Below are 15,569 nucleotides of genomic sequence, written 5' to 3' on the forward strand. Positions count from 1 at the left end.
GGTCGGCGTCGGGCGGCCGGAGCGGGCGGGTCAGCGGGCGAGCAGGTCGGCCGCGGTGCGCTCGGCGTGCGCGACGATGCCCGCGAGCCCCGAGCCGGCGACCGTCTCGCCGACGACCACGACGTCACCGGAGGGAGTGGATGCCGCGGCCGGCCGCATCCACCACACGTGCGCCGCGCCGACCACGACCGGCAGCCGCACCCCGAGGAGCGTCTCCGCGTCGGCGACCGCTGCGGCGACCGGGTCGCCCGGGGTCTGGTCGTACGACAGCCGGACCACGTGGCGCCCGGCGGCGGCCTCGCGCAGCCAGGCCCATTTCGCCGTCGCGTGCGTGAGCGCCCGGGCGCCCACCGGCGCCCCTGCGGCCACGAGCAGCCCGGTGCCGCGGGGGGCGGCATCCAGCTCGTCCTGCTCCACCACGAGGGTGACGAGGTCGATGCGACGCCCGGGGGCGGCGGGCGCCGCGATGCCGGGCGCAGCGATGATCACCGTGCCCTCCAGGCGGGACGGGTCGTCGACGCGCGCGGTGAGGCGCACCTCGCCGCCGAGGCGGCCCAGGTCGTCCGCGAGCGCGGGGACGACGCGGTGGACGCCGCCGCGGATGCCGGCGACGGCCGCACCCGGGGGAGCGGCGGCGCGCAGGCGCACGACGGCGCCGCTCAAGGATCCGGCGGCGCGCACGGCGTCGGCGAGGCCCGGGTGGGCGCGGGTGACGGGGAGCTCGTCGGGGTGCTGCGAGTGCACGCCGTGCACGACCGGCGCGACGAGGCGATCGAGCACGCCGTCACCCAGGCGCTCGCGCACGAGTGCGCCGAGGGTGTCGGGCAGGGCGCCCACGGGGCGGGCGTCGAGCTCGACCGCGCGCGCGGCGGCCTCGTGTCCGACCACGCGCACGACGTCGTCCGCCAGCGGGTCCGCCGGGATGCCGAGGAGCGCGGTCGCCGGCAGCGGCACCGCGTCTCCGGCGACCGGCTGCAGCCAGGCAGGGCCGGGCGCCGGCGCGACGATGTCGTCCTGCAGGCCGAGCTCTCCGAGCAGCGCTGCGACGGTGCCGCCGCGGACGGCGAAGCTCTCGGCCGCGGCATCCAGTCCGAGTCCCGCGACCTCGTGACGGGCGACGGTGCCGCCCAGATGATCGGATGCCTCGAACACGGTCACCCGGGCACCGGCGGCCGCCAGCCGGCGGGCCACGACGAGCCCGCCGACACCGCCGCCGACGACCGAGTAGCGGTCGGAGCGCTCAGGCATGCGCGTGCACGAACTCCACGATGCGCGTGAGGACGGCGGGGTCGGTGTCCGGCGGCACGCCGTGTCCGAGGTTGAGCACATGGGCCCGGGCCGCCTTGCCGCGCTCGAGCACGTCGACGATGTGCGCCTCCAGCACGGGCCACGGCGCGCGCAGCAGTGCGGGGTCGATGTTGCCCTGCACGGTGACCTCCCGGCCGACGCGGCGCACGGCCTCGTCGAGGGGCAGACGCCAGTCCACGCCGACCGCGTCGACGCCGACGTCGCGCATCCGCGCGAGGAGCTCGCCCGTGCCGACGCCGAAGTGCACGAGGGGCACGTCGAGGTCGCGCACGGCGTCCAACGCCAGCGACGAGAACGGGGCGACGTGGTCGGAGTAGTCGGCGAGGCTCAGCGAGCCCGCCCACGAGTCGAACAGCTGGCCCGCCGACGCGCCGGCCTCGAGCTGGGCGCGCAGGAACGCCCCGGTGATGCGTGCGCACCACGTGAGCAGCGCGGCCCAGGCGTCGGGGTCGGAGTGCATGAGCGCGCGGGTCTTGAGCTGCTCCTTCGACGGGCCGCCCTCGACGAGATACGACGCGAGCGTGTACGGCGCACCCGCGAACCCGATGAGCGGCGTGGTGCCGAGTTCGGCGACCGTGAGCGCGACGGCGTCACGGATCGGGGCGAGCGACTCCGGGTCGAGAGGGGGCAGCGACGCGATGTCGGCGGCGGTGCGCACCGGGTTCTCGAGCACCGGGCCGCGGCCGGCGACGATGCGCACGTCGACACCCGCCAGGCGCACCGGGATCACGATGTCGCTGAAGAAGATGCCCGCGTCGACGCCGTGACGGCGCACCGGCTGGAGCGTGATCTCGCTGGCCAGCTCGGGGTTCAGGCACGCGTCGAGCATGTCGGTCCCCACGCGCAGCTCGCGGTACTCCGGCAGCGAACGACCCGCCTGCCGCATGAACCAGACGGGCGTCACCGCGGGGCGTTCGCCGCGGTACGCGCGTATCAGCGCGGGGGGATCGTTTCTCTGAAGGACGGAAGGGTGAGAGTCATGCAACGTCACACGTTAAGATTAGAGTCGTGCTCCTCTGTCTGACCGCGAACCATCGGAACGCGAGCCTCGACACCCTGGAGCGTCTCTCCGTGGGGGCGCCCACGGCGACGCGTGCCCTCGTCGAGCGCGAGATCTTCGTGGCCGGGGCTGTCGTGCTCGCCACGTGCAGCCGTTTCGAGGCCTATCTCGACATCGACGAGCCGCTCACCGGCGGCGAGGCCGTCGCTGTCGAGTCGGTCGTCGAGGCGATGGCCGAGGCGTCCGACGTGTCGCCGGAACTGCTGCGTGCGTCCGTCGCCGTGCACCAGGGGGCCGATGCCGCAGCCCACCTGTTCGCCGTGACCAGCGGGCTGGAGTCCGTCGTCGTCGGCGAGGACGAGATCTCGGGCCAGGTGCGGCGGGCGCTCGACGCCGCCCGTGCCGACGGCCTGACCAGCGGAGAGCTGGAGCGGCTGTTCCAGAAGGCCACCCACACCAGCCGTGGCGTGCGCAATCGCACGCAGCTGCGCGGCGCCCACCGCTCGCTCGTGCGCCTCGCCCTCGAGCTCGCCTCCAGCCGCGTCGCCGACTGGTCGGCCGCGCGCATCGTGCTCGTCGGCACCGGGCGCTACGCCGCCCGCACGGTCGACGCGCTGCGTGCCCGCGGAGCCGGCGACATCCACGTCTTCTCGCCCTCCGGCCGCGCCGAGGGCTTCGCCGTGCAGCGCGGGCTGCTGCCGGTCGCCGACTTCGCCGCTGCGGCCGCGCAGGCCGACGTGGTGATCACGTGCACCGCCGATGCGGTCGTGCACGCCGACGCGTTCGTGTCGGGTCGTCGCGTGCTCGTGATCGACCTCGGTCTGCCCCGCAACGTGGATCCGGCGGTCGGAGAGGTCGACGGGGTCGAGCTGCTCGACCTCGAGACGATCCGCCTGCACGCGCCGCTCGAGGAGTTCAGCGCCCACGCCGACGCCCGCGCCATCGTGGGCGACGCCGCGACGGAGTTCGCGGCCGACCGCGAGGTGGGTCCCGCGATCACCGCGCTGCGCGGCGAGGTGCTCAAGGTCGTCGACGACGAGATCGCCCGCGCCCGCGCGCGCGGCGCCGGCGACGACGTCGAGGCGGCGCTGCGGCACCTCGCGGGCGTGCTGCTGCACAAGCCGTCGGTGCGCATGCGCGAGCTCGCCGTGGAGGGACGCATCGACGACGTCCGCGACGCGCTCGGCCTGCTCCACGGCCTCACGGTCGAAGCCCCCGCCGCAGCGGCCGAGGACGACGACGACCTCTGGGCCACCGCGTAGCGGTCGACGCCAGGCCGGTCGGCTCAGGCCCACGTGCGGCGTGGACCGTGACGGCATCCGTTCCGCCGGATGGGATGCCACGTCCCGTGGCGCGCAAGTCTGCGCAATGCGCGCAAGATGTCTGCAGAGTTTTGCAAGAAGGCGACAATCGCTTGAGAACTCCCGCGCTGCGCCTCTAGATTGAGCGCGAGCGGGCATCGCCGCCCGTCCCACCCCGGATGAAGCGAGTCGACGATGACACGATCCCGAACCCTCGTCGCGGCTGTGGCCGCGGCATCTCTCACCGTGGGAATGGCGGTGACGGCGCAGGCCGCCGTCGCGGCGCCACCCGGCTGGAACACGCCCGCGCCCGTCGTGACGCGCGCGGCGCTCGATCCGGCGCTCGTTGCCGGACGCGGCGCCGACGTCTCGTTCCTGGAGCAGGAGGCCGAGAACGCCGTCACGAACGGCACCGTGATCGGAGCGGGCCGTGAGGCGTACACGATCGAGGCCGAGGCCTCGGGACGCTCGGCGGTCCGCCTGGCACCCGGGCAGTACGTGGAGTTCACGCTGCCGGCCGCGACCAATGCGCTCACCGTGCGCTACAGCATCCCCGACGCGCCCGCCGGCGGGGGGCTCACAGCGCCGCTGGCGGTCAAGGTGGGCTCGCAGACGACGTCGCTGCAGATGACGTCGCAGTACTCGTACCTCTACAACCAGTACCCGTTCACCAACGACCCGAACGCGGGGCTGCTGCATCCGGACTGGTGGCTCGCGGAGTGCGCGTGCGTGCCGCAGTTCGACCAGCCCGGCTACGAGCCGGCCAAGCCCTTCCGCCCGATGAAGTTCTACGACGAGGAGCGACTGCTCCTGCTCAAGACGTACAAGGCCGGCGACAAGGTCCGGCTGACCGCGCCCGCGGGCGTCGCGTGGACCGTGATCGACCTCATCGACACCGAGCTCGTCGGCAAGCCCTCCGTGAAGCTCAAGGCGTCGAACGTGCTGGCGTTCGGTGCCGACCCGACGGGTCGCAAGGACTCGGCCCCGGCCATCGACAAGGCCATCGCCTTCGCGAAGAAGACGAAGCTCACGGTCTACATCCCGCCGGGGACCTACCGCGTCGACCGCCACATCGAGGTCGACGACGTCACGATCGAGGGCGCGGGCAACTGGTACACGATCATCAAGGGATCGCAGGTCGCGCTCTCGGAGCCCGCGCCGGACGGCTCCACGCACACCGGCGTGGGCTTCTACGGCAAGGATGCCGCAGACGGAGGCAGCACCGACGTCCACCTGTCGGGCTTCTCGATCGTGGGCGACGTGCGCGAGCGCATCGACACCGACCAGGTCAACGCGATCGGCGGGGCGTTCCACGACTCGTCGTTCTCGGACCTGTACATCCAGCACACCAAGGTGGGCATGTGGTTCGACGGGCCGATGTCGAACGTCACGGTGGAGCGCAACATCATCGTCGACCAGATCGCCGATGCGCTGAACTTCCACATCGGCGTGACGGACTCGGTCGCACGGCACAACTTCGTGCGCAACTCCGGCGACGACGGCCTGGCGATGTGGGCGGAGTCCAAGGGCGGCACGACGCTCACGAACGCCCGCAACACGTTCGAGCGCAACACGGTCCAGACGCCGAACCTCGCGAACGGCATCGCGATCTACGGCGGCACCGACAACACCGTCGCCGGCAACCTCGTCGCCGACACGATCCGCGAGGGGAGCGCTCTGCACGCCGGCTCGCGGTTCGGCGCGCACCCGTTCGCGGGGACGCTGACGTTCCGCGACAACACGACGGTGCGCGCGGGGACGCGCGAGCTCAACTGGAACATCGGGCTCGGCTCCCTGTGGGTGTACGCCCTGGAAGGCTCGATCTCGGGCATCCACGTCACCGGGGATCACTACCTCGACAGTACGTACAACGCGATCATGCTGGTCTCGGAGTGGGGCGTGAAGGACCTCTACTCGATGACCGACGTGTCCTTCGCCGATGTGCAGGTCGACGGCACGGGCACGTCGGTGCTGAGCGCACGGGTCAAGGGCGGGGCGTCGTTCCAGAACGTGGATGCGCGCAGCGTCGGCGCCGTGGGCATCAACAACTGCGGATCGTTCGGGTTCCCGCCCTCCGGCTCGGAGTTCTCGGTGACCGACCTCGGCGGCAACGACGGCGGCGGCACGACGGGTCCGTGGCTGGCGGCGTGGGAGCTGCCGAACACCATCACGTGCAACGACCGGCCGCCGGTGGTGGCGCCGCCGGCACCGTCGCCGTGGCCCTGATCCGGCGCCCGTGAGGGAATGAGGGATGCCGCCACCCGGCCGGGTGGCGGCATCCACCCTTCTGCGGCGAGTCATTCTGAAGAAGTCTTGCGAAAGAAGTCTTTAGAATCTACGCTGTGACGCATGGCACCTGAACGACGCGAGCGGATCACGGATCCGGAACGGATCCGTGCATTGGCGCACCCGGTGCGGATCGCGCTGCTGGACCACCTGGCCGACGTCGGTGAGGCGACCGCGACCGAGTGCGCGGCGGCGCTGGGGGAGTCGCCCGCCAGCTGCTCGTTCCACCTGCGCACGCTCGAGAAGTACGGCTACATCGAGCGCGCGGACCGCCGCGGCCGCGAGAAGCCGTGGCGCGTGAAGACGGCGGACTTCGACATGCGTCCCGACCCGGACGTCCCGGGCTCCCTGCTCGCGGTGCAGGCCGTCGCATCCCTCGGACTCGAGTCCGAGTACCTGCGGGCGATGGACTGGTTCTCTCGCATCGACCGCGAGAGCGACGAATGGCTGCAGGCGACGACGTTCACGCGGTCGTCGTTCTGGGCCACCGCTGAAGAGCTCGCCCAGTTGAGCCGTGACGTGCAGGACATCACGGAGCGCTTCGCCGGGCGCCATGCCGACCCGTCCAAACGCCCTGAGGGTGCGCGGTTCTCGCGCTTCTTCGCCGTGGTGAACCCCGAGCCCCTCGCCGACTCGGACCAGGAGGCGGGCCGATGACCGGCGCGGCCGCGCGGCGCGGCATCCGCCTTCCGGTCGCGTGGTCGGCGCCGGGCTTCCCGCGGCTGGCCGGTGCATGGGTCGCCACCAACCTCGGCGACAGCGCCCTGTACCTGATGATCGCGGTGTGGGTGAAGGAGCTCACCGGCTCCGACGTCGCCGCCGGCTTCGTGTTCGTGGCGCTGGGCGTCCCCGCGATCCTCGCGCCGTTCATCGGCATGCTGGCGGACCGGATGCCGCGCCGCCGGCTTCTCGTGATCAACAACGTCGCGCTGGTCCCGGTGCTGCTCTCGCTGTTGTTCGTGTCGGGGGTCGAGCAGCTGTGGCTCGTGTACGCGGTGGTCGTCGTCTACAGTGCGGCCGGCTATGTCACCGCCTCGGCCCAGTCGGGCATCATCCGGGCCATGCTGCGCGATGACCAGCTCGCCTCGGGCAACGGGCTCCTGTCGACCATCGACAACGCGCTGCGACTGGTGTCGCCGCTCATCGGCACCGCCCTGTACGTGTGGCTCGGCGCGCCCGCAGTCATCGTGCTGACCGCCGGCTGCTTCGCGGTGGCGGCGGTGATCGTCGCCGGCCTCCCCGTGGGAACGGCGGCTCCCGAGCGGGAACCAGGGCGCGGCTACTTCCGCGAGCTCGCGGCCGGATTCGAGCACCTGTTCGCGCCGCAGAGCCTGCGCGTCGTCACGATCGCGGTGGCGATCGGTTTCGGCGCGACCGGGCTCCTCAACATCGTCGTGTTCCCCGCCCTCGACGCCATGCAGGCCGACCCCGCCGCGATCGGCGTGCTCGTGCCGATCCAGGGGGCAGGCGCCGTGCTCGGCGGCCTGCTGTCGGCCACCCTCGTCACCCGGTGGGGCGAAGGACGCACGGCTGCCCTCGGCCTGCTGCTCGTCGCGGCGGGGAGCGTGCCGTTCGCGTTCGGCTCGGTCGTGGCCGGCGGTGCCGGCATGTTCGTGCTGGGCATGGGCATCCCGCCCACGGTCGTGGCGTTCGCGACGCTGCGCCAGCGGCTCACGCCCGACGCCCTCCAGGGCCGCACCGGCGCCGCCGCGAACGTCGTGGTCAACCTGCCGCAGACGCTCGCCTCGATCGTCGGCGCCGGTCTGCTGGCGGTCGTCGACTTCCGGATCCTGATCTGGGTCTCGGTCGCCGCCGTGGTGCTCGGCGCCGCGACCGCGCTGCTCGCCCGTCGCGCCGCGCCCGTCGTGCCCCCCAGGGTTTGTGAGGGGTGTATGCCGTCGCCCGGCCGGGCGACGGCATCCTCGTCTTCCCCGTCAGACGGCGTCGACGGCCGCCCGCTCGTGCGGCTTCGCGGCGGGCACCACCAGCCCCGTCGCCGGACCCGTCAGCGCCCGCAGCGCGTAGAGGATCGTCGCGAGGTCCACGCCCTCCTGGATCAGGGCGCCCGCCACCGCCGGGATGACGCCGGTCGTCGCGATGAGCATCAGCCCGATGCTCAGCGCGATGCCGATCCAGATCGCGGTGTAGGCGACGCGCAGCGTGTGGCGCCCGATCGAGACGGCGTCGGCGATGCCGACGAGCGAGTCCTTGAGCACCACGGCATCGGCGGCCTCGCCGGCGGCCGTCGATCCCTTTGCGCCCATCGCGACCCCGATGTCGGCGGCCGCCAGCACGGGCGCGTCGTTGACGCCGTCGCCGACCATCATGACCGGGCGCGGACGCATCTGCGCGGCCAGGTGCACCTTTTCGGGCGGCAGCAGCTCGGCGTGCACGTCGGTGATCCCGACGCCCCGGGCCACGGCATCCGCCGTCGCCTGCGCGTCGCCGGTGAGCATGGCGATCCGCTCGACGCCGGTGTCGCGCAGCCACGACACGACCGCCCGGGACTCGGGACGCGGATCATCGGCCAGCACAAGCGTGCCGGCGAACCGGCCGTCGACCGCGACGTACGCGGCCGCCTCGCCCTCGCGGATGCTCCGCCGCTCGGTGTCGGGCGCGATCGAGGCGACGTACGCGGGCTTGCCGACGACGACCGTGCGTCCGTCGATCTGCGCCGTCACCCCGTTCGTCGCCACCTCGTGCGCCTCGGCGGCGGCGAGCAGGTGGATGCCGCGCCCCGCGGCCGCGCGACGGATCCCGTCGGCGAGCACATGGCTGGAGTACTGCTCGGCCGACGCGGCCAGCGTGAGCAGCTCCTCCTCGTCGAAGCCCGGTGCCGGCTCCACCGCGACGAGGTCGGGTCGACCCTCGGTGAGCGTTCCGGTCTTGTCGAACGCGGCCGACCGCACGCGCGCGAGCTGCTCGATGACGGCGCCGCCCTTGACGATGATGCCGGCCTTCGCCGCCCGCGACAGGCCGCCGAGGAACGCCACCGGCGCGGCGATGAGGAGCGGACACGGCGTCGCGAGCACCAGCACCTCGGCGAAGCGCGCCGGATCGCCCGAGATCGCCCAGGCGGCGCCGGCGATCACGAGCGACACCGCCGTGAACGGGATCGCGAACCGGTCGGCGAGGCGGACGGTCGGAGCCCGGTCCTCCTGCGCCTGCTTCACGAGCTCGACGATCTGCTGGTACTGGCTGTCGGCGCTGCGGCGCAGCGCGCGGATCCGCACGGCACGCGAGCCGTTGACCGACCCGGACAGCACCTCGTCGCCCGCCGAACGGCTCACCGGAAGGCTCTCGCCGGTCAGCGACGACTCGTCGAACGAGCCGTCGTCGCTCAGCAGCGTGCCGTCGACCGGCACGATCTCGGCGGGCCGGACGAGCAGCACGTCGCCGACGCGCACGTCGGCGGCATCCGCGTCCTGCACCTCGTCGCTGTCGGCCTGCGGATGCACCAGCACGTGCGCCACCTGCGGCGAGCGGTCCAGCAGCGACGTGAGTTCCCGCTTGGCGCGACGACTGGCGTAGTCCTCCAGCGCCTCGCCGCCCGACAGCATCAGGACGATGACCAGGGACGCCACGTACTCGCCGACCGCGATCGTCGCGATCATGGCGACCACTGCCAGCACGTCGAGCCCGACGTGGCCGCGCATGACGTCGCGGACCATGCCGACGATCGTCCACACGATGACCACGCTCACGTACACGATCGCGATCCACTTCGCGGTGCGCACGAAGCCCGAAGCGTCCAGCGTCAGCACCGCGACGAGCACGATGATCGTGAACCACACGACGGGGAACCGGACGAACCAGCGCAGGAACCTCATGCCACACACACTGGCACAGCTCGCGCGAACCGGTCAGCCGGCGAGCTCGTGCAGCAGGAACGCGCCGAGGAACCCGATGGTCGCCCACAGCCCGGTGAGCGCATGCTGCTCGTCGAACGCCTCGGGGATCATCGTGTTGCAGACCATCGCGAGCAGGCCGCCCGCGGCGATCGTCGTGATGAGCGCGATCAGGTTCGCCGACGCCGTCTGGAAGGCCGCGAACCCGAGCATCGAGGCGACCACGGTGATCAGGGCGATGCCGATCCACAGCATCGCCACGAACCGTCCGCTGCTGCCGCCGCGCTTGAGCGCAGCGGTCGACCCCAGGCCCTCGGGAAAGTTGCTGATCGCGATCGCGGCCACGATCGGGATGCTGATCCCGCCCTGGAGCACCGAAAGCCCCATCACGATCGACTCCGGGATGCCGTCGATGAGCGCCCCGATCGCGATCACGAGCCCCGCTCCGCTGGCGACGCCGGCGCTGCCCGCGCGCCGTGCCACGATGCTCGCGCTGCCGTCGCCGTCGACCCCGGCGACCGGCGTGCGCCTCTTCGGCCTCGAGACGAGCTGGTCGGCGACGATGTACAGGATCGCGCCGCCCAGGAACCCGACGGTCGTCGGCACGAGCCCGCCGTCGGCCGCCGCCTCCTCGACGAGCTCGAACGCGAGCGTGGAGATCAGCACACCCGCACCGAGCGCCATGATGCCCGCGACGACCCGCTGCGGGATGTCGACGAACCACGCCACCCCCGCGCCCACGAGCAGCGTCCCGCCGCCGATGATGCCGCTCAGCGCAGCGAGCCAGAGCCCTTCCATGGCGCCAACCTAGCGGCGGACGTGAGTGATGCCCCCGGCGAAACGCATTCGCCGGGGCATCCCGCCGCGATCGCGGGTGTCAGACGGTGGCGGTCTCGCGGGCGCGCAGGTCCTTGCGGAGGATCTTGCCGGCCGTGGACTTGGGGATCGCCTCGATGAACTCGACGCGGCGCACCTTCTTGTGCGGGGCGACCTGCTCGGCGACGAACGCCATCACCTCGTCCTCGGTGAGCCCCGAGTCGGGGGCGGCCACGATGAAGGCCTTCGGGATCTCCTGCTTGTCGTCGTCGAGGACGCCGATGACGGCGGCATCCATCACCTTCGGGTGGCTCAGGAGCAGCGCCTCGAGCTCGGCGGGGGCGATCTGGTAGCCCTTGTACTTGATGAGCTCCTTCACGCGGTCGACGATCGAGAAGTAGCCGCCCTCGTGGTAGACGGCGACGTCGCCGGTGTGGAGGAAGCCGTCGGCGTCGAGTGTCTCGGCCGTCGCGTCGGGCTTGTTGAGGTAGCCCAGCATGACGTTCGGGCCCTTGACCCACAGCTCGCCCGGCCGAGTCACGCCGTCGGGGCCGAGCTCGGTGATCTCCTCGCCGGTCTCGGTGTCGACGAGCTTGTTGACCGTGTTCGGCAGCATGCCGCCGACGGAGCTGACCGGCTCGTCGTGACGCTGGTAGTACATCGCGTGCGAGACCGGGCTCAGCTCGCTCATGCCGTAGCCCTGCAGCATGCGGGCGTGGATGCGCTTGCCTGCGATCTCGGCCGTCTCGCCGTCGAGCGGCGCCGCTCCCGAGAACACCGTGTGCACGCTGGAGATGTCGAACTGGTCGACGACCGGGTGCTTGGCCAGCGCGACCGCGATCGGCGGGGCGATGTACAAGTACGTGCACTGGTACTTCTGGATGTTGGTGAGGAACTCGACGAGGTCGAACTTCGGCATCGTCACGAGGCTCGCCCGCCGGCGCAGCGCGAGGTTGAGCAGCACGGTCATGCCGTAGATGTGGAAGAACGGCAGCACCGCGAGGACCCGGTCCGAGCTGTCGAGGTTCATGTTGGGCACGCACTGCGCGACGTTCGCGACGAGGTTGCGGTGCGACAGCATGACGCCCTTGGGGATGCCGGTCGTTCCCGACGAGTACGGCAGCACCGCGACGTGCGTGGCCGGGTCGAACGACACCTCGGGAGCGGGTGCCCCTTCGGTCAGCAGCTCACGCAGATTCGGGTGGCCGGCCGCGCCGTCCAGCACGATCACGCGCTCGTGGGGGATGCCGACCGCCTCGGCTGCGGTCGCGGCCTGGGGGAGGAGGGGGCTGACCGTCACGAGCCAGGTGGCCCCGGCATCCTTCAGCTGCTTCTCGATCTCGCCGGCCGTGTACAGCGAGTTGATCGTGGTCACGGTCGCGCCGGCGCGCAGGATCCCGTGGAACACCGTGGCGAAGGCCGGCACGTTCGGGCACAGCAGGCCCACGACCGTGTCGAGGCCGACACCGCGCGCGGCGAGGGCGCCTGCGAACAGATCGATCTGCGCACGCAGCGCGCCGTAGGTGGTCTCGGCCCCCGTGGCCGGGTCGATGAGGGCGACGCGGCCCAGATCCTCGTCCGTCAGCGTCGAGAACAGGTAGTCGTAGACGCTGAGTTCGGGGATCTCGACATCGGGGTGGGTACTGGTGAACACCGGATCTCCTTTGATCGCACGGCACGGTTGCGCCCATCATGCCACTTCGCATGATGAAACTGGAACCGGATTCCGTTGACTGTGGAACGCAGTGTCAGGCGTGAGGAGCGGGCCGCCGCGCCGGGCGGCGGCCCGCAGGCCTCAGTGCGTCAGGGCCGGCTGGCGACCGCCCGCGGCGAGGCGCTCGGCGGCAAGGCCCTCCGCGGCCTCCAGCGGGGTCACGCCGCGTGCCTCGGCCTCGTCGAAGATGCGGCGCACGGTGTCGCCGATCTGCGCGACCCGGCCCATGATCTCGGCACGCGTGCCCAGCTGCTTGGCCTCGAGGTCGAGGTAGATGACGCCGCCCGCGTTCACCACGAAGTCGGGGGCGTAGAGGATGCCGCGACCGGCGAGCCGCGTCGCGCCGCTGTGATCGGCGAGGGGGTTGTTGGCCGGACCGCACACCGCCTTGGCGTCGAGCGCGTCGATCACGTCGTCGGTGAGGAGCCCGCCGATCCCCGCCGGCACGAAGACGTCGGCCGGCACAAGGTGCTCGCCGCCCGGGTCGGTCCAGGCGGCGCCGAGCTCGACGGCCAGGTCGCGCTTGGCCGGGTTGACATCGGTCACGGTGAGGTGCGCGCCCTCGGCCGACAGGCGCACCGCGAGGCGGCTGCCCACCTGGCCGAGGCCCGAGATCGTGATACGGCGACCGGCGACGTCGGCCTCGCCGGTCACGCGCTCCAGCGTCGCGCGCAGCGACTCGTAGACCCCGAGGCTCGTCGGTCCCGCCGGTTCGCCCGACCCGCCCACGGCGTCGGGAAGTCCCACGACGTGCTCGGTGCGCTCGCTCACGACGAGCATGTCGTCCGTCGTCGAGCCCACGTCCTCGGCGGTGCGGTACAGGCCGTGCAGCGACTCGACGGCGTCGCCGAGGTCGAGGAAGGCGGCGCGGCGGCGGGCGTCGTCGAGCACCGTCCCCGGCGGCAGGGCGATGACGGACTTGCCGCCACCCGCGTCGAGACCGGCGGCGGCGTTCTTGAGGGTCATGGCCGCCGACAGGCGCAGCGCGTCGCCGAGCGCGTCGCTCCAGTGCGGGTACGTCCACAGCCGTGCTCCGCCGAGCGCCGATCCGAGCACAGAGGAATGCAGCGCCACGGCGATGAACAGGCCGCTCCGTCGCCCCGTGATCACCTCCACCCGTTCGTGCGAGAAATCGGGCAGGGGCAGGGAGGTGACCGTGTGCGTCATTGCGTTGCTTCCTTCGGCGGGCTTCGTGGGCCGCTGGTGGGTGCTGCGGGTGCGGGTGGCGCACCGCAGCGGATGACGCAGCCTCGCGGCATCCACCTCCATTCCACACCGAGGCGGCGGAATGTTCAACTGCACCGTCGGCGAGTGTGCAGACTGCACGCAATCGTGCGCACTCGATGTGCAGGCAGCCGCAGGATGCGCCGCTCGTTAGGCTGTCGCCGTGACCGCCCTCCCCACCCGCAGCCTGCTCGTCCACGACGCCCTCCGTGCCGCCGGCATCGCCGGCGACATCGTGGTGCTCCCGGATGCCGCCTCCACCGCCGTCCTCGCCGCCGAGGCGCTCGGCGTCGAGGTCGGCGCGATCGCCAACAGCCTCGTCTTCCTGAGCGACGGCGAGCCGCTCCTGGTCATGACGAGCGGCGCCCACCGCGTCGACACCGTCGCGCTCGCCGAGCGGCTCGGACGCGGGAGTATCCAGCGCGCGAACCCCGACCAGGTTCGCGAGGCGACCGGACAGGCGATCGGCGGCGTCGCACCGGCCGGTCACCCCGCACCCCTCACGACGGTCGTGGACGAGGACCTCGCGCAGTACCCCGAGATCTGGGCGGCGGGCGGCACGCCGCACACCGTCTTCCCGCTGACCTACGACGAGCTCGTGCGCCTCACCGGCGGCACGGTCGCGAAGGTCGACTGATGGCGGCGGCAGTCGACGCCGCGGAGCAGTCCGGGCTGGAGGCGGTGGCGGCGCTCAAGCGCGGCGACACCGGGGCCGCGCTCGCGCTCATCGCCGAGGGCGCCGACGTGAACGTGCGCGACGACCTGCTCGACTCGGTGCTGCTCTACGCCGGGGCGAACGGCTACGACGAGGTCGTGCGCGCCGCGCTCGCGGCGGGCGGCGACCTCACCGTCACCAACCGCTACGGCGGCATCGCGGTGATCCCGGCGAGCGAGCGCGGGCACGTCTCGACGGTGGCGCTGCTGATCGAGGCCGGGTCCGACCTCGACCACGTCAACCGGCTGGGCTGGACCGCGCTCATCGAGGCCATCGTGCTGAGCGACGGCGGGCCGGCGCACCAGCGCATCGTCGAGCTGCTGCTCGACGGCGGCGCCGACCCCGCCCTCGCCGACGGGGACGGCACCACCCCGCGCGAGCTCGCCGCGGGCCGCGGCTACGACGAGATCGTCGCGCTGCTGGACGCGCACCTCTGATCCCGCGTCGCCGTCGCCGCTAGGGCTGCGCCGGCCGGGCGCGGCCGATGCGGCGCTCCAGCTCGGCGGCCGCGGCGCCCGCACGGGCGGCGAGCCCGGCCGCGTGCGCGTCGGGCTCGGCGGCGCGCGGGTCGGACTCGGCCGCGCCGGATGGCGGCTCGGCGTCGGCCGGCCACGTGAGCGCGATCGCAGCCGCGGGCCATCCCGTGTGGTCGCGCACCACGACGCCGACCGAGCGGAGGCCCAGCGTGACCTCGCCGTCCTCCTCGGCGAAGCCACGCGTGCGCACGGCGCGCAGCAGCTCGCGCAGCTCGCCGGGACGCTGCGGTCCGCGGCCGGTGCGATCGGCGAACGCCGCGGCATCCGGGAACAGCGCCCGCACCTGCTCGCGGGGGAGCGCCGCAAGCATCGCGCGCCCGGTCGCGGTCAGGTGCGCGGGCAGTCGCACGCCCACGTCCGTGACGAGAGCCGGACGCCGCGGCGCGCGCTCCTCGACGATGTAGAGCACGTCGCGGCCGTGCATGACGGCGAGATGTGCGCTCTCGCCGGCGCGGTCGGCGAGGTCGGCGAGCACGGGGCGGCCGAGGCGCGCGAGCGGCTCCTGTCGCGAGTAGCCCCCGGCGAGCTCGAATGCCGCAATCCCGAGGCCCCACCGGCGGTCCTCGGGCAGGTGCACGACGAACTGGTGCTCCTGCAGCGTCGCGAGGAGGTGGTAGACGGTCGACCGCGGGATGCCGAGGGCGGTCGCGATCGTGCGGGCGGGGGCGGGTCCGCGCTGCCGTGCCAGGAACGACAGGATCCGCAGGGTGTGGTCCGCGGCCGGCACCTGCGGCCTGTCGGCCATCGCCGAGTCGTCTGGGATCACAGACACAGGATGCCACGACCCGCTGTCGCGCGGCATCCCCGCGGTGTGGAATCGA

At 72.5% G+C, this 15,569-nt stretch carries 12 protein-coding genes and 1 pseudogene; 6 read left to right on the forward strand and 7 right to left on the reverse strand.

All coding sequences use genetic code 11. The features are described 5' to 3' along the window. Positions 1 to 30 precede the first annotated feature (30 nt). Both ACFWJ8_RS07375 and hemE read right to left on the reverse strand, forming a co-directional pair. Positions 31 to 1,248, reverse strand: coding sequence for a protoporphyrinogen/coproporphyrinogen oxidase (locus ACFWJ8_RS07375; protein WP_378810256.1), 1,218 nt, complete (start codon positions 1,246 to 1,248; stop codon positions 31 to 33). Further along, positions 1,241 to 2,299 (reverse strand): uroporphyrinogen decarboxylase, encoded by a 1,059-nt coding sequence (hemE, locus tag ACFWJ8_RS07380; RefSeq protein WP_378810257.1) that lies wholly within the window; start codon positions 2,297 to 2,299, stop codon positions 1,241 to 1,243. Before hemE ends, ACFWJ8_RS07375 begins: the two co-directional genes overlap by 8 nt. 17 nt (positions 2,300 to 2,316) lie before the next feature. Here hemE and ACFWJ8_RS07385 point away from each other — a divergent pair, with 17 nt between their 5' ends. The 4 genes and pseudogenes from ACFWJ8_RS07385 to ACFWJ8_RS07400 all read left to right on the forward strand — a co-directional run. After that, positions 2,317 to 3,570 carry a glutamyl-tRNA reductase gene (locus ACFWJ8_RS07385; protein WP_378810258.1) on the forward strand — a complete coding sequence of 418 codons (1,254 nt, stop codon included), beginning with the start codon at positions 2,317 to 2,319 and terminating at the stop codon, positions 3,568 to 3,570. A gap of 234 nt (positions 3,571 to 3,804) precedes the next feature. Next, on the forward strand, positions 3,805 to 5,835 hold the full coding sequence (locus ACFWJ8_RS07390; RefSeq protein ID WP_378810259.1) for a glycosyl hydrolase family 28-related protein: 2,031 nt from the start codon (positions 3,805 to 3,807) through the stop codon (positions 5,833 to 5,835). 123 nt (positions 5,836 to 5,958) lie between these two features. Next, positions 5,959 to 6,552: an ArsR/SmtB family transcription factor gene (locus tag ACFWJ8_RS07395; RefSeq protein WP_378810260.1), complete on the forward strand. Its 594-nt coding sequence runs from the start codon at positions 5,959 to 5,961 to the stop codon at positions 6,550 to 6,552. After that, positions 6,549 to 7,727, forward strand: a pseudogene (locus ACFWJ8_RS07400) (MFS transporter); the annotation flags it as partial. The gene ACFWJ8_RS07395 and the pseudogene ACFWJ8_RS07400, both read left to right, overlap by 4 nt. 102 nt (positions 7,728 to 7,829) lie before the next feature. Here ACFWJ8_RS07400 and ACFWJ8_RS07405 read toward each other — a convergent pair. From ACFWJ8_RS07405 to ACFWJ8_RS07420, 4 genes are all read right to left on the reverse strand, one after another. Further along, complete coding sequence (locus ACFWJ8_RS07405; RefSeq protein ID WP_378810261.1) at positions 7,830 to 9,725, reverse strand: heavy metal translocating P-type ATPase; 1,896 nt, start codon at positions 9,723 to 9,725, stop codon at positions 7,830 to 7,832. Positions 9,726 to 9,758: 33 nt separating this feature from the next. Continuing rightward, positions 9,759 to 10,541 (reverse strand): ZIP family metal transporter, encoded by a 783-nt coding sequence (locus tag ACFWJ8_RS07410; RefSeq protein ID WP_378810262.1) that lies wholly within the window; start codon positions 10,539 to 10,541, stop codon positions 9,759 to 9,761. Positions 10,542 to 10,620: 79 nt separating this feature from the next. Then, on the reverse strand, positions 10,621 to 12,213 hold the full coding sequence (locus tag ACFWJ8_RS07415) for an AMP-binding protein (RefSeq protein WP_378810263.1): 1,593 nt from the start codon (positions 12,211 to 12,213) through the stop codon (positions 10,621 to 10,623). 141 nt (positions 12,214 to 12,354) lie between these two features. Continuing rightward, positions 12,355 to 13,440, reverse strand: coding sequence for a Glu/Leu/Phe/Val dehydrogenase dimerization domain-containing protein (locus tag ACFWJ8_RS07420; RefSeq protein WP_378810265.1), 1,086 nt, complete (start codon positions 13,438 to 13,440; stop codon positions 12,355 to 12,357). 220 nt (positions 13,441 to 13,660) lie between these two features. On the opposite strand from ACFWJ8_RS07420, the gene ACFWJ8_RS07425 reads away from it, so the two are divergent. Together ACFWJ8_RS07425 and ACFWJ8_RS07430 are read left to right on the forward strand one after the other, a co-directional pair. Continuing rightward, positions 13,661 to 14,134, forward strand: coding sequence for a YbaK/EbsC family protein (locus tag ACFWJ8_RS07425; protein ID WP_378810266.1), 474 nt, complete (start codon positions 13,661 to 13,663; stop codon positions 14,132 to 14,134). Next, positions 14,134 to 14,649 (forward strand): ankyrin repeat domain-containing protein, encoded by a 516-nt coding sequence (locus ACFWJ8_RS07430; RefSeq protein WP_378810267.1) that lies wholly within the window; start codon positions 14,134 to 14,136, stop codon positions 14,647 to 14,649. The genes ACFWJ8_RS07425 and ACFWJ8_RS07430 overlap by 1 nt, the downstream gene beginning before the upstream one ends. Positions 14,650 to 14,668: 19 nt before the next feature. Here ACFWJ8_RS07430 and ACFWJ8_RS07435 read toward each other — a convergent pair whose 3' ends face one another. After that, positions 14,669 to 15,493: an IclR family transcriptional regulator gene (locus ACFWJ8_RS07435; RefSeq protein ID WP_378810589.1), complete on the reverse strand. Its 825-nt coding sequence runs from the start codon at positions 15,491 to 15,493 to the stop codon at positions 14,669 to 14,671. Positions 15,494 to 15,569: the final 76 nt, after the last annotated feature.

The organism is Microbacterium sp. NPDC058389, from assembly GCF_042722305.1.
GTDB lineage: Bacteria > Actinomycetota > Actinomycetes > Actinomycetales > Microbacteriaceae > Microbacterium.

Bases quoted from the DNA above. Each gene is read 5' to 3' on its own strand.
- ACFWJ8_RS07410 (WP_378810262.1), bottom strand. From the start codon at position 10,541: ATGGAAGGGCTCTGGCTCGCTGCGCTGAGCGGCATCATCGGCGGCGGG.
- ACFWJ8_RS07375 (WP_378810256.1), bottom strand. From the start codon at position 1,248: ATGCCTGAGCGCTCCGACCGCTACTCGGTCGTCGGCGGCGGTGTCGGC.
- ACFWJ8_RS07430 (WP_378810267.1), top strand. From the start codon at position 14,134: ATGGCGGCGGCAGTCGACGCCGCGGAGCAGTCCGGGCTGGAGGCGGTG.
- ACFWJ8_RS07420 (WP_378810265.1), bottom strand. From the start codon at position 13,440: ATGACGCACACGGTCACCTCCCTGCCCCTGCCCGATTTCTCGCACGAA.
- ACFWJ8_RS07405 (WP_378810261.1), bottom strand. From the start codon at position 9,725: ATGAGGTTCCTGCGCTGGTTCGTCCGGTTCCCCGTCGTGTGGTTCACG.
- ACFWJ8_RS07390 (WP_378810259.1), top strand. From the start codon at position 3,805: ATGACACGATCCCGAACCCTCGTCGCGGCTGTGGCCGCGGCATCTCTC.
- ACFWJ8_RS07395 (WP_378810260.1), top strand. From the start codon at position 5,959: ATGGCACCTGAACGACGCGAGCGGATCACGGATCCGGAACGGATCCGT.
- ACFWJ8_RS07435 (WP_378810589.1), bottom strand. From the start codon at position 15,493: ATGGCCGACAGGCCGCAGGTGCCGGCCGCGGACCACACCCTGCGGATC.